The 14,017-nt window shown below is 74.7% G+C and carries 6 protein-coding genes; all 6 read right to left on the bottom strand.

Annotated elements, in window-relative coordinates; translation table 11 throughout:
* Positions 1 to 7: 7 nt before the first annotated feature.
* The 6 genes from ACGFMM_RS14880 to ACGFMM_RS14905 are packed head-to-tail and all read right to left on the bottom strand — an operon-like array spanning position 8 to position 14,017.
* Positions 8 to 2,515, bottom strand: coding sequence for an amino acid adenylation domain-containing protein (locus tag ACGFMM_RS14880; RefSeq protein ID WP_393646600.1), 2,508 nt, complete (start codon positions 2,513 to 2,515; stop codon positions 8 to 10).
* Positions 2,512 to 4,122 (bottom strand): AMP-binding protein, encoded by a 1,611-nt coding sequence (locus ACGFMM_RS14885; protein ID WP_393646602.1) that lies wholly within the window; start codon positions 4,120 to 4,122, stop codon positions 2,512 to 2,514. The genes ACGFMM_RS14880 and ACGFMM_RS14885 overlap by 4 nt, the downstream gene beginning before the upstream one ends.
* Positions 4,119 to 7,388 carry a condensation domain-containing protein gene (locus tag ACGFMM_RS14890; protein ID WP_393646604.1) on the bottom strand — a complete coding sequence of 1,090 codons (3,270 nt, stop codon included), beginning with the start codon at positions 7,386 to 7,388 and terminating at the stop codon, positions 4,119 to 4,121. The genes ACGFMM_RS14885 and ACGFMM_RS14890 overlap by 4 nt, the downstream gene beginning before the upstream one ends.
* Positions 7,385 to 8,641: an MFS transporter gene (locus tag ACGFMM_RS14895; protein WP_393646606.1), complete on the bottom strand. Its 1,257-nt coding sequence runs from the start codon at positions 8,639 to 8,641 to the stop codon at positions 7,385 to 7,387. Before ACGFMM_RS14895 ends, ACGFMM_RS14890 begins: the two co-directional genes overlap by 4 nt.
* Positions 8,634 to 12,752, bottom strand: a complete 4,119-nt coding sequence (locus tag ACGFMM_RS14900) for an amino acid adenylation domain-containing protein (protein WP_393646608.1) — start codon at positions 12,750 to 12,752, stop codon at positions 8,634 to 8,636. Before ACGFMM_RS14900 ends, ACGFMM_RS14895 begins: the two co-directional genes overlap by 8 nt.
* Positions 12,749 to 14,017, bottom strand: coding sequence for a MupA/Atu3671 family FMN-dependent luciferase-like monooxygenase (locus ACGFMM_RS14905; protein WP_393646610.1), 1,269 nt, complete (start codon positions 14,015 to 14,017; stop codon positions 12,749 to 12,751). The genes ACGFMM_RS14900 and ACGFMM_RS14905 overlap by 4 nt, the downstream gene beginning before the upstream one ends.

Here is a 14,017-nt window from a genome sequence, read left to right on the forward strand (position 1 = left end):
GGGCGGTTCAGGCCGCCGGCCAGTCGCCGCCGCGGCGCACGGTCAGCACCGCCCGCGCGAGCGACTCGACCGTCGTGCAGGTGAACAGCACCCGCACCGGGATCTCCAGGCCGAACTCCTCCTGCAGCTTCAGCGCCGCCCGCGTGGCGGTCAGCGAGTCGCCGCCGAGGCCGAAGAAGTCGTCGTGCGCGCCCACTTCGTCCGCCCACAGCGCCTCGGCCCAGACCCGGGCCACGGCGCGCTCGGCGGCGTTCCGCGGCGCCACGAACTCCGCCTCGGGACCGGACCGGTCGCCGCCCGGCGCGGGCAGCGCCGCGCGGTCGGTCTTGCCGCTGCCGGTCAGAGGCAGCGCGTCGAGCAAGACGAATACGGCCGGCACCATGTAGTCGGGCAGGGTCCGCCCGCACCACGCGCGCAGCGCCGTCACGCCCGGGGCGCGTCCGGGCGCCGGGACGCAGTACGCGACGAGCACCCGCTCCCCGGGTATCGCGTCGTCCCGCACGGTCACCGCGCACGCGGACACGTCCACGTGCGCGAGCAACGCCGCCTCGGTCTCGCCCGGTTCGATGCGGAAGCCGCGCAGCTTCACCTGGTGGTCGAGGCGGCCCAGGAAGTCCAGGTTCCCGTCGGGCAGCCAGCGCACCAGGTCCCCGCTCCGGTACACCCCGCCGGCGAACCGTTCCGCCGTCAGCTCCGGACGCCCCAGATACCCGCGGGCCACGCCCTTTCCGCCGATCAGCAGTTCGCCGGGGACGCCGACCGGGACGGGCCGGCCGTGCTCGTCCACGACGGAGACCTCGGTGTTCGGCGTCGGCCGGCCGATCGGGACCGGGCCCGCCGCGTCCCGGATCTCGGCGAGCGTCGCGTACACGGTGGTCTCGGTCGGACCGTAGCCGTTGACGACCCGGCCGCCCGCGCGGAGCATCCGCCCCGCCAGTTCGGCGGGCAGCGCCTCGCCGGCCGTGAAGACCGTCAGTGCGCGCCGCGTGTCCCCGAGGGCGTCGAGCAGCGGCCGCCACGCGGACGGCGTCGCCTGGACCAGCGTCGCGGAGTGCCGGTCGATCAGCCCGGCCAGCGCGCGGGGGCTGCGCACCTGGTCCCGGTCGGCGCCGACGATCCGGCCGCCGGTGATCAGCGGCAGGAAGATCTCGACGGCCGCGATGTCGAAGGTGGCGGAGGTGGTGAAGAGCACTCGGGCGCTCTGAGGCGCCGGGAAGACGTCCCGCATCCCGTGCAGCAGCCCGACCAGCGAACCGACCGTCACGGCCACGCCCTTGGGCGTGCCGGTGGATCCGGAGGTGTACAGCACGTACGCGAGATCGTCCGGGTCCGCGCCGGCGAGTCCGTCCGCGTCCGCCTCTTCGGGCGCGGGATCCTGCGCGTCGACCGTGACCAGCGTCCGCCCCCCGCCGGCCAGCCGCCCGCGCAGCGACTCCTGGGTGACGACGACCGGCGCCGCCGTGTCCGCGAGGACGAACGACAGCCGGTCCACCGGGTGTTCGGGATCCAGCGGCACGTACGCCCCGCCCGCGCGCAGGACGGCGAGCAGCGCCACGACCAGCTCCGTGCCGCGCGCCACGCACACCCCGACCGGTACGTTCCGCTCCACCCCGAGGGCGCGCAGCCGCCGGGCGAGCCGCCCGGTCCGGGCCTCCAGTTCCCGGTAGGCGACCTCCTCGTCGCCGAAGACCACGGCGACCGCGTCCGGCGTCCGCGCCGCTTGCGCGGCGAACAGCCCCCAGACCGTGCGGTCCTGCGGGTACGCGACCGGGTTGCGGCCCCAGGCGCGCAGGACCTCCCGCTCCTCCTCCGTGACGACGTCCAGCTCCCGCACCGGAACGCCCGGCCGGCCGGCGGCCCCGGTGAGGAGGGTCAGCAGGCCGGCCGCGAACCGCTCGGCGGTCGCGGCGGCGAACAGGGCGGCCCGGTACTCCAGGCACAGCCCCAGCCCGCCGTCCTCCTGCTCGGACCAGGACAGCGCCAGATCGGGCGGGCAGACCCCGGCGGGCGCCCGGTAGCCGCCGGCGTCCCCGGGGCGCGGCGCGAACACGGCCTGCACCAGCGGATGGTGACCGCCCGAGCGCTCCGGACCCGCCCCGAGAGCGTCGGCCAGCTCCGGGAACGGCACCGCGTCCCGTGCCCGGGCCTCTTCCAGCGCCGCGTCCACCGTCGCCGTCAGCTCCGCGAACGACGGTGCGGCGTCCCCCAGGTCCGTACGGACGACCAGCAGGTTCCCGTCGAACCCGACGCCCACTGCCACGTCCCGCTTCCGGGCCCACCGGCCGAGCACTGCCTGGTACGCCGCGAGCAGTGCGGCCGGCAGCCCGACGCCGTGCTCCGCCGCGACCTTGCGCAGGGCGTCCGCCGTCGCCGCCGGGACGGCCCACGCGTACTGCGCCGTCTCCGCGCCGGCCTCCGGCCCGGCGGGGCGTGCGCGGTCCACCGGCAGCTCCAGCGGCTCGATCCCGTCCAGCACGGCCCGCCACCGGGCCGTCGTGTCCAGCGCCTGCGTCATGAGGTCTCCCGAGTGCCGAGGATCCGCGCGAGTGCGGTGCGGTCCGTCTTTCCGTTGTCGTTGAGCGGCAGCCCGTCCATCAGCCGGATCCGGGACGGCACCATGTGCAGCGGCACCCGGTCGCGCAGCCAGGCGTCGAACGCCTCCGGCTCCACCTCCCGCCCGGCGTACGCGGCGGCCAGCTCCGTCTCGCCGCCCTCGGCGGGCACCGGCACCACGGCCACGTCCACCACCTGCGGGTGCCGCCGGAACACCGCCTCCACCTCGCCGATCTCCACGCGGTGACCGCGCACCTTGACCTGCTGGTCGAGTCGACCGCGATGGACCAGCACCTCGCCCTCGCGGCGCACCCGGTCTCCGGTGCGGTACCAGTGACGGGCCGTCAGCGGACCGGAGCCGTCGTACACGACCGCGGGGCCCCCGCCCTCCTCGTACGTGAGGAACCGGCCCGTGTTCTCGCCGGGGTCGAGATAGCCGTCGAACCGCTGCGGACCGCGCAGGCACAGCTCGCCGTCGGCGGCGGGCAGCCCGTCCTCGCCGAGCAGTACCGCCTCCATGTGCGGGTACGGCGTGCCGATCGGCACCGCGCCGCCCTCGTACGCCGGCCAGTCCGAACTCGGGCCGGTGAGACGGTGGTTGACACAGCCGATCGACACCTCGGTGGGGCCGTACGCGTTGTGGATCTGCGCGTGCGGGGCCACCTCGCGCCACAGGTCCACGTTCTCCCGGGTCACCGTCTCGGCGCCGAACGAGGTGTGCCGCAGGGTGACCGCGCGGCCCAGCGGCACATGACCGAGGCGCTGCGCCTCGCGCAGCACCGACGGCACCGACGACCAGTGGGTGAGCCCCTTGTCCACGATGAAGTCGACCGGCCGGAACAGCTCCTCGACCGACGGCACGACCAGCGTCGCGCCGCCGCCCCAGGTGACGAACAGGTCGTAGCAGTGGACGTCGAAGGTCAGCCCGTAGACCTGCGGATGCCGGCAGCCGGGCGCCAGCTCGTAGCGGGCGATGTTGTACGCCAGATACGGCGAGACGTGCCGGTGCCGGATCGGCACGCCCTTGGGCTGGCCGGTCGAACCGGACGTGAAGATCAGGTACGCCTCGGCGTCCAGGTCGTCCGGGACCGGCGGCAGGCCCGTGCCGAGCGGCTCGGTCCCGGACAGGTCGTCGTCGGACAGTTCGAGGACGGTCGGCCGGTACCGCTCGGGCAGCAGCCGGAACAGCCCGTCGGAACGGACGTCCACGAGCGCGGCCTCGACGCCGGCCCGCTGGGCCACGTCCAGGTTGCGCGGCTCGGGATGGTCCGGGTTCAGGGGCACCACGCTCGCGCCGAGCCGCTGGACCGCCAGATAGCCCGCGTACGCGGCGACGGTCCGCGAGGCGACCAGAGCGACTCGGCGGGGCACGCCGCCGTGCTTGTGGACGAGACGCTCGGCCAGCGTCAGCGCCATGGCGCGCAGTTGCGCGTACGTGACGACGCGGTCGCCGATCTCCAGGGCCGGGTGGTCCGGCAGGCTCAGGGCCGCGGTCTCGAACCACCGGTACAGCGTGCGCTGGTGCGCGGCGTCGCCGGGGTCGGGTACGGACAGGGGGCGGGCGGTCATCGGTTCCTCTCTCCGGTACGTGTCGCGCGGGCCCGTGCCCGGGTCCGCAGGGCCTGCTGCCGGGCCTGTCCCCGGTCGGCGCCGGTCGGCGCGGCGGGCGCGCCGTCGCGTTCGCGTGCGCCGGCGTCTTCGCCGTGGACGTGGCCGTGGCCCTCGCCTTCGCTCTCGCCGAAGTGCGTGGCCATCGCCCGGACCGTGGAGTGCCGGAACAGGTCGATCACGTCCACCTCGCGGCCCAGCGCCTCGCGCAGCCGGTCCCGGAGCCGGATCAGCAGCAGCGAGTTGCCGCCCGCGTCGAAGAACCCGGTGTCCGGACCGACGCGGCGGCCGAGCACCCGCTCCCAGACGTCCGTAACCAGGTGCTCCGCCGCGTCCTCCGGCCGGTCGGCCGACGCGGCCGCGGCCTGTGCCGCCCGCCGCTCGGCCGCCTCCGCGACCGCCTTGAGCAGCGCCGTACGGTCGGTCCGTCCGCTCGGCAGCAGGGGCAGCCGGTCCAGGACCTCCAGCCGCTCCGGCAGCATGTAGCCCGGCAGCGTCCCCGCCAGGTGCGCGCGCACGGCGGGCACGGTGAGCCCGGCACCGGGCAGGACCACCACGGCCGCGGCCAGGCCGGCCGCACCGCTCCCCGCGGACCCGTCGGCCACGACCACCTCGGCCAGCGCCACCCCAGGTTGCGCCAGCAGCGCGGCCCGGACGTCGACGGCCGCCACCCAAACCCCGCGCACCTGCACGCGGTCGGCGCTCCGTCCCGCGAACACCAGCCGCCCGTCGGGCAGACAGCGCGCCAGGTCGCCGGTCGCGAAGAGCCGGCCGCCGGGCTCGGCCCCGTACGGGTCGGGGCGGAACCGCTCGGCGGTGAGCCCGGCCCGGCCCGCGTAGCCGCGTGCGACGGCGGCGCCGCCGATGTGCAGCTCGCCCACGCCGCCCGGCGGCACGAGGTCGCCGGCGGGGTCGAGGACGTACACCGTGGCGTCCGCCGGGAGGCCCAGCGTCAGCGGCGCGTCCGCGTCGGCCGCCACCGGACCGGCCAGGGCGGGCCCGCCCGTCTCGGCGGCGGCGTACACGTGGTGCACGCCCACGGCCCCGCCGTCGTACACGTCCCGGATCCGCGCCGGCGTCAACGGCTCGCCGGCCGCCAGGACATGGGTCGCGCCGACCCCGACGCCGCCGGGCGCGGCCAGCGCCGAGGGCGTCGCGTACACCGTGCCGGAGGCGGCGCCGGTGGGCACCGTGACCCGGCCGCCGCGCACCAGCGGAGCGAACAGCTCGAAGACCGAGGCGGGCGCGTCCGGAGCACCCAGCGGGATCACGGACTCCAGTGCCTCGGCGGGCAGTTCGCGCCCGGCCCAGCTCAAGCGGGAGGCCAACTGCCGGTGTTCGAGCACCACGGGCAGCGGTTCGCCGGTCGTGCCGGAGGTGCGGAGCACCGCGGCGGCGTTCCGCGGCCCGGCGGCCGCCTCGACGGCACGAGGGCCGGCATCGGGCCCGGGACCGGGATCCGCGTCGGAGAGGTCCGAGGCGAGCACCCGCACCCGCGTGCGGTCGAACAGCGGAGCGGCGACCGGGTCGGCCAGCACCGTCTCCACGCCCGCGTCGTCCGCCGCGATCCGCAGCAGGAACGCGGGCAGCGAGGCGTCCAGGGGAACACACACCCCGCCCGCCCGCCACACCGCCAGCTCCGCGGCGACCAGGTCGAACGACAGCGGGACGCACACCCCGACCCGAACCTCCGGCCCCACCCCCAGCGCCCGCAGTCGCGCCGCCAACTGTGCTGCGGCCGACTCCAGTTCACGGTAGGTCCAGGTGCGTGCGCCGGCCGCCACGGCGACCGCGTCCGGCGTCCGGGCGGCCTGCGCGGCCACCAGGTCGTGCACGCACTCCTCCGCCGGGGAGACGTCCCGCGGCGGGTTCCAGGCGGCGAGCATCCGCCCGCGCTCGGCCGCGTCCGGCCGCAGCAGCGCGGACACCCGCTGTCCCGGATCCGCGCCGACCCGTTCGAGCACCGTCCTCAGCCGGGCGAGGAGCAGCTCCGCCTCGGCGGCGTCGAGCAGGTCCGTCCGGTAGTCGGCCAGGGCGAGCAGCCCGCCGTCGTCCGTCTCCAGGGTGTCGATCGCCAGATCGGCCTTGGTCGTCGGCAGCCGCAGTTCACGGGCCCGGACCCCCAGCTCGCCCGCCCGGAGGACGGGCGCGGCCGGCTGGTGGGTGTACGCCACCTGGTACAGCGGGTGGTGGCCGGGGTCCCGGCCGACGCCGAGCGCGTCGATCACCTCGTCCAACGGCAGGTCCGCGTGGTCCAGGGCGTCGAGCAGGTCGCCGCGCACCCGGGCAAGCAGCTCCGTGAACTCCGGGTCGTCCGACACGTCGGACCGCAGCACCACCGGGCGGGTCAGATAGCCGACCACCCCGGCGGCCTGCGTGGTGTCCCGTCCGGACAGGGCCGTCCCGGTCAGCACGTCGGCCGTCCCGTACGCGGAGAGCACCGCGTCCACCGCGGCCTTCAGCACCATGTACAGGCTGCACCGCCGTGCCCTCGCCAGCTTCTTGAGCGGCTCCACCACGGCGGCGGGCACGAGCGCGGTACGCCGGTCACCGGCGTGGCCGGCGGCCGGACCGCGGGGCGCGGACACCGGCAGCTCCAGGACCTCGGGGGCGCCGGCCAGCCGGCCGGTCCAGTAGCGCAGGTGCTCCGGGCGCTCCCGCTCGTCCTGGGCGGTCCTGGCGGCGAGGAAGTCCCCGTACGCCGCCGGCGGCTCCGCGAGCGGCGACGGCTCGCCGCCGGCTAACGCCCCGTACAGCTCGGCCAGTTCGGAGAGGAACAGTGCGAGCGACACCCCGTCGAAGACGAGGTGGTGGACGCCCACAAGGAGCTGGTGCGTGGTCTCGTCGAGGCGCAGCAGCCGCAGGCGCAGCAGCGCACCGCCGTCCAGCTCGAACGGCTCGGCCGCGAACCTCTCGGCGAGCGCCGCGGCTTCGGCCGCCGTGACCGGCTCGGCCTCGGGCAGGTCCGGTCCGGCGGCCGAGGCCGCCCGTACCGACTGCACGGGCTCGTCGTCCGCGCCGCGGACGACACGGGTGCGCAGTGCGGGGTGGCGGCGTACGAGCTCGGCCAGCGCCCGGCCGAGCGCGTCCCGGTCCAGCGGGCCGTCGAGGTCCACGGCGAACGGGATCGTCAGGAACGGGTCGCGCGGACGCAGCTGGGCCGCCGTCCAGAGTCTCGTCTGGGCGGGGGTGAGGGGCAGCCGGACTTCCTCGGGGCTCGTGGTCACTTCGTCACCTCCGATTCGACGGGCGCCGGGCGGTCCGCCGCGGCGGGACGGGGACGGCCCAGCGGGGTGAGGGCGATGAACAGCGCCGCGGGCAGCAGCAGTGCCCCGGTGAGGACGATCGACTGGGCGACGCCGGCGAGTTCGGCGGTGACCCCGCCGAGGACCACGCCGACGACCGTGAAGTTGACCATCAGGGCGTTGAACAGGCCCACGCCCCGGCCGCGCAGCTCCGCGGGCATGTCGCTGAGCAGCGTGTTGGCCACCGGCACCTGGAACAGACCCGAGCCCAGGCCCGCCACCAGACACCACACCAGCACGACCGTCACGCCCAGCGCGTCCTGCAGCCTGCCCGTCGGGTCGAGCAGCAGCAGGGACGCGCCGAACAGCACGATCGACCAGATCAGCAGCTTCCGGTCGGAGAAGCGGCGCACCAGCGGCGGACCGAGCAGGGCGCCGGCCACCGAACCGGCGCCGAACGCCGCCTGCGCCAGGCCGTAGTCGAACGGGGACAGCCGGAAGACCGTCAGGAGCTGCGAGTTGAGGTTGGTGCTGAACAGGCCGAGCGCCAGCATCACCGGCACCAGGACCACCGCGAGGAAGCGCAGCGACGGCGTGGCCAGCACCCCGTCCAGGCCGGTGCGCAGCGACCGCCAGTACGGCTCCCGGGGGCCGCCGGCCACCGGCACCTCGCGCAGCACCGTCATGCTGCCGAGCAGCACCGCCGAGACCACGAAGGTCGCCGCGTCGATGACGAACACCGCCGAGACGCTGCCGAAGGCGAGCAGCAGCCCGCCCATCGCCGGGCCCACCAGGTTCAGGGTGTGGTTGGTCGACTGGAACAGCGCCACCGCGGTGGGGATGCTGTGGCCGCGCACGATCAGCGGGATCGCGGTGAGTCGGGCGGTCTCGAAGAACGACTTGCCGATGCCGCTCAGCAGGATCAGCACGAGCAGCAGCAGCGGCGAGTCCCGTACGGCGATCATCAGCAGCGCCAGGACGGCGCGGGCCAGGTCCGAGCCGACCATCAGCACCCGCGCCGGTATCCGGTCGGCCAGCGGACCGACGAACGCGCCGAGCACCCCCGACGGCAGCATCTGCGCGATGACCACCAGGGACACGTACAGGACGGGGCTCTCCGTCTCGGTGGCCACCACGTAGATCAGGGTGATCTTCGTGATGGCGTCGCCGAGGAAGGACGCCACCACCGCCAGCCAGTACCGGATGTACATCCGGTCCTTCAACAGCTCAAGCATCGGTGCGGCCTCCCATGGTGTGGTCCTCGTCGCGCAGGATCTCGTCGAGCACCTTCGCGACGCCCTCGATGTGCGGACTGCGCATCATCGAGTAGTGGTTGCCCGTCACCGTACGGACGTCGAGGTCCCGCCCCGTCAGCGCCCGCCACGAGCCGGCCGGGTCGTGAGTCTCCTCGGCCGCCCGGATCAGCGTGACCCGGCCCGCGACCGGGTCCGGGCGGAAGTTCCACAGCAGGCGCAGGTTGGCCTCCCACAGCTCCAGGACGTGCGCGATCTGCTCCCGGCCGGCGTCCGGCGGCAGATAGTCCGAGGCGCGGGCCAGCTCAAGGAGATGGTCCAGGTGCTCCTCGTCGGTCATCCCGCGCAGCTCCGCGGCGGACTTGAGCCGGTCGCCGTAGTCCCACTGCAGGTTGGCTGCGATCGCCTCCACGATGTCGGCCCGGTCCGGCTCCTCGCCCTCCGGGACCACCGCGGGGGCGTGCGCGTCCATCATCACCACGGACACCCGCTCGCCGGCCCGCTCCAGCTCGGCGGCGACCGCGTAGGCGTTGGCGCCGCCGTAGCACCAGCCGACGACGGTGTACGGCCCCCGGGGCTGCACCCCCCGGATCAGCTCCGCGTAGGCGGCGGCGCGTTCGCCGAAGCCGGCGTACGGCAGCCGCCCGTCCACCGGCGGCGGCGAGGCCAGCGCGTACACCGGCCGGCCGCCCTGAAGGAGTTCGGCGAACGGCATGTAGCAGACGACCTCGCTGCCCGCGGGATGGGCGAAGAACACCGGAGCGGCCGCGCCGTCCCCGCCCTCGCCGGAGCCCAGTTCGACGAGGTGGACCGCGTCCTCCTCCTCGTACCCCTCGCGCAGCATCCGCGCGAACCGCTCCACGGTCGCGCCCCGGAAGATGGCCGCCATGGGAAGCTGCCGGCCGAACCGCTTCTCGATCTCCGCCATCAGCCGCAGCACCAGCAGGGAATGCCCGCCCAGGTCGAAGAACCGGTCGTGCAGACCGACCGGCGCGACCCCGAGCACCTCCTCCCAGACGTGCGCGACCTCCAGCTCCAGCGGATCGCGCGGCGGCACGTAACCGCCGGCGGCGCGCTCCACGGCCGGCGCGGGCAGCGCTCGGCGGTCGATCTTGCCGCTGGTGTTCAGCGGGAAGGCGTCCAGCCGCACGAGCGCCGACGGCACCATGTAGTCCGGCAGGAACTCCCGCAGATGCTCCCGCAGTTCCTCCACCGCCGGCCGGGCCTCGCCCTCCGCCGTCACATAGCCCACGAGCCGCCGGTCGCCCGGCCGGTCCTCGCGGACCAGCACCACCGCGCGGCCCACCGCCGGATGCCGCTCCAGGCACGCCTCGATCTCGCCCGGTTCGATCCGGAAACCGCGCAGCTTCACCTGGCCGTCGTCGCGCCCCAGGAAGACCAGCGTGCCGTCCTCGCGCCACCGGGCCCTGTCGCCGGTCGCGTACATCCGCGCCCCCGGGCGGTCCGCGTACGGGTCGGGCACGAAACGCTCCGCCGTCAGACCGGGCCGGCCCCGGTAGCCGCGGGCCACTCCCGTACCGCCCAGATACAGGTCGCCGGGCACCCCGACCGGCACCGGACGCAGCCGCTCGTCGAGCACGTACGCCTGGGTGTTGGCGAGCGGACGGCCGATGGAGATCTGCTCCGTGCCGCTGTCCAGCCGGTGCGCGGTGGACCAGATGGTGGTCTCCGTCGGACCGTAGACGTTCCACGTGCGGCCCGGCCCGCGGACGAGCCGCTCGGCCAGCGACGGCGGCAGCGCCTCGCCGCCCACCAGGGCCCGCAGCGCGCCGTCGTTCTCCCAGCCCGCCTCGACCAGCAGCTGCCAGGTCGCCGGGGTCGCCTGCAGCACGGTCGTCCCGGTCTCGGCCAGCACCTCGGCGAGCCGGCGGCCGTCGACCGCGTCTTCCTTGCGGACGACGTGCACCCGCGCGCCGGCGACCAGTGGCGCGTACAGCTCCAGGCCGGCGATGTCGAAGGTGACCGGGGTGACGGCGCTCAGCACGTCCCCCGGACGCAGTCCCGTCTCGGAGACCATCGCGAGCAGCAGGTTGACCAGATTGCGGTGGGTGACCTCCACGCCCTTGGGGCGGCCCGTGGAGCCGGAGGTGTAGATCACGTACGCGAGCCGGTCCTCGGCCGCCTCCGGCCTCGGCGGCAGCACGGGGGCCGCGGCGACGCCCTGCGCGTCGGCGTCCAGGCAGACCCGCTCGCCCGGGCAGTCCGCGAGCGCGCCGAGCAGCCCGGAGCAGGTCAGCACCAGCCGTACGCCCGCGTCGTGGGTCATGTCCGCGAGCCGGCCGGCCGGATGGGCGGCGTCGAGCGGCAGATAGGCGCCGCCCGCCATCAGCACCCCGAGCAGCCCGACCACCAGGTCCGCCGACCGGTCCAGGCACACGCCGACCACGGACTCCTCGGCGACGCCCCGCCCCCGCAGGTACGAGGCGAGCCGCCCGGCCCGCTCCACCAGCTCCGCGTACGTCAGCGACTCCTCGCCGCAGGTCACCGCCACCGCGTCGGGCGTCTCGGCGGCCCGGCCGCGGACCAGGTCCTCCAGGCACAGACCCGGCTCCCGCTCGGCGCCGGTGCGGTTCCACTCCACCAGCATCCGGTGCGCGTCCTCGGGGCCGACCGGCGACAGGTCCGCCACGGCCACACCCGGGTCCTGGATCGTCTGCTCCACGATCCGGGTGTACTGGCGGGCCATCCGCGCCATCGTGCTCTCGTCGAACAGGTCGGTGTTGTACTCCAGAAGACAGTGGAAGTGGTCCTCGGAGACCGCCGGATCGTCCGCGACGGCCAGCATCACGTCGTCCTTCGCGGTGGCGTTGTCGAGGGTCAGCTCCTCCACCGCCAGGCCCGCCATCGGTGCCTGCTCCTCGTGGTGGAAGTCCACGAGGACGAACGACGACTGGTAGACCGGCGTCCGGCTCGGATCGCGGTCGATGTCCAGCTCGTCCAGGAGCGTGCCGAACGGGATGTCGTTGTGGTCGAACGCGCCCAGCATCGTGCTCCGGGTCGCCTGCAGCAGCTCCCGCATCGTCATCCCGGGCCGCAGCGTGGACCGCAGCGGCAGCATGGTGAGGAAGTAGCCGATCGTGGACTCGATCTCCGGCCGGCCGCGCGTGGACGAGGTGGTGCCGACGACGATGTCGTCCTGGCCGGACAGCCGGTGCAGCAGCACCTCCCACGCCGCGAGCAGCACCACGAAGACGGACACGCCCTCCCGCTTCGCCAGGTCCTTCACCGCCTGCGTCAGCTCCGGGGTGAACGGCCACTGGTGGCGGGCGCCGTCGGCCGTCATCACCGGGGGACGCGGCCGGTCCGTCGGCAGGTCCAGGACGAGATCCGCGCCGTCGAGCTGCCGCTTCCAGAACGGCAGGTGCCGGCGGGCGACCTCCTCCCGCAGCCAGCCGGGCTGCCAGAGCGCGTAGTCCGGGTAGTGGACCTCGACGTCGGGCAGTTCCGGCTCACGGCCGGTGGCGTACGCCGAGTACAGCTCGGCGAACTCGGTGTTGAAGATGCCCATCGAGCCGCGGTCCCAGACCAGGTGGTCCACCGTGCCCACCAGGACGTGCTCGTCCTCGGCGAGCTTCAGCAGGGTCACCCGCAGCAGCGGCCCGGCGACGATGTCGAAGGGCACGCGCAGCTCCTGCGTGGCGAGCCGCAGCATCTCCGCCTCGCGCCGCGCCTGAGGCACCGACCGCAGGTCGACGTGGCGGACCGGCACCTCCATCGTGGGGTGCACCACCTGCACCGGCCGGTCGCCGTCCTGCTCGAACGTGGTGCGCATCGCCTCGTGCCGCCGTACGAAGCCGTCCACGGCGCGCTGCACGGCGACGGTGTCGAGCGCGCCGCGCAGCCGCGACGCGAAGTACACCGTGTAGACCGGGTCCTCCGGGTCGAACTGGTGGATGAGCCAGATCCGTTCCTGGTCCACGGTCAGCGGCGCCCGGTCACCGCCGGTGCGCGCGGCGACCGGCGCGGGCGTGTTCGCCCCTGCGGCCTGCGCGGTCCGCTCGCGCATCTTGCGGTCGAGCAGGGCCCGTTGGGCCGGGGTGAGCCCGGCGAGCCGGGACGAGAGGTCGGTCACGGCTGCCGTCCTTCCTCGGACCGGTAGCGGTCCTTCAGCTCGGTGAGGTGTTCCAGGCCCTTCAGCACCCGCTCCGGCTCGATGCCGAAGTCGACCAGGCAGGCCGCCTCGTCCACGCCCAGGTCCACCAGGTCCTCGACGAGCGACTCGCACTTGTCGGGGGTGCCCAGCAGGGCCAGCGAGTCGAAGTACCGCTCGAAGGCGCGGTCGAGCATGACCTGCCGCTCGTCGTCGCCGAGCTTGGCGAACTCGCTGTCGAAACTGTCCTGTTGCGCCAGGAACGACGTCAGGTAGCCGGTCAGCGGAGCGCGCACCAGCTCCCGCGCCTCGTCGTCGTCCGGCCACACGAAGGCGTGCACCATCGCCGTCACCCGCCCGGCCGCCGGGTCGTGTCCGGCGCGGGCGCGCGCCTCCCGGTACGCGGTGATGTTGTCCTTCAGATGCGCCGGGTACTGCGCCCCCACACCGGTCAGCAGATGGGCGCCGATCTCGCCGGCCCGCACGAACGTCTCCCGGCTGCCCTGCGTGGACACCCACACCGGCAGCTCCGGCTGGATCGGCCGGGGCAGCGAGCGCACGCTCTGCGGGCTGCCGTCGGCACGCGGCAGTTCCACCGCCTCGCCCGCCCACAGCCGCCGGATCGTGGCGATCGCCTCGAACATCTCGTCCTTGCGGCGCGGATAGCGCTGCTGGCCGTCGCCCGGCGCGAGCAGGAAGTCGTCCGGGTGCCAGCCGGAGGCCGCCGAGATCCCGACCCGGCCGCCCGACAGGTTGTCCACGACCGCCCACTCCTCGGCCACCCGCACCGGATGGTGGAGCGGCAGCACCGTGCTGCCGGCGCGGATCCGGATCCGCTCGGTCGCCACCGCGAGCGCCGCCGCCAGGACCGACGGGTTCGGGTACAGGCCGCCGAAGTCCACGAAGTGCCGCTCCGGCACCCAGATCGCGTCGAACCCGTTGCGGTCGGCGAACCGGGCGCTGTCGAGCAGCAGCCGGTACTTGTCCGAGCCCGCCGTCGTGCCGTCGCCCGAGAAGAAGAACAGGCTGAAGTCCATGGTGCTGCCCGGCCGCCGCGACCGGCGCGGCGCGGCCTTCGGCGCGGTGCGCGCCGCGGTCCCGGTCTGGAGACCCGTCGGCGCCTTCAGCTTCCGCTCGCGCAGGGACCGTTCGAGCACGGCACGCTGGCTCGGCGACAGCGAGGCCAGCCGTTCCTGCATCCGGCGGGCTTCGTCCGCTCCGTCCGTTCCCGCGCTCTGCTCCGACAC

This window comes from Streptomyces sp. NPDC048604 (genome assembly GCF_043199435.1).
Lineage (GTDB): Bacteria > Actinomycetota > Actinomycetes > Streptomycetales > Streptomycetaceae > Streptomyces.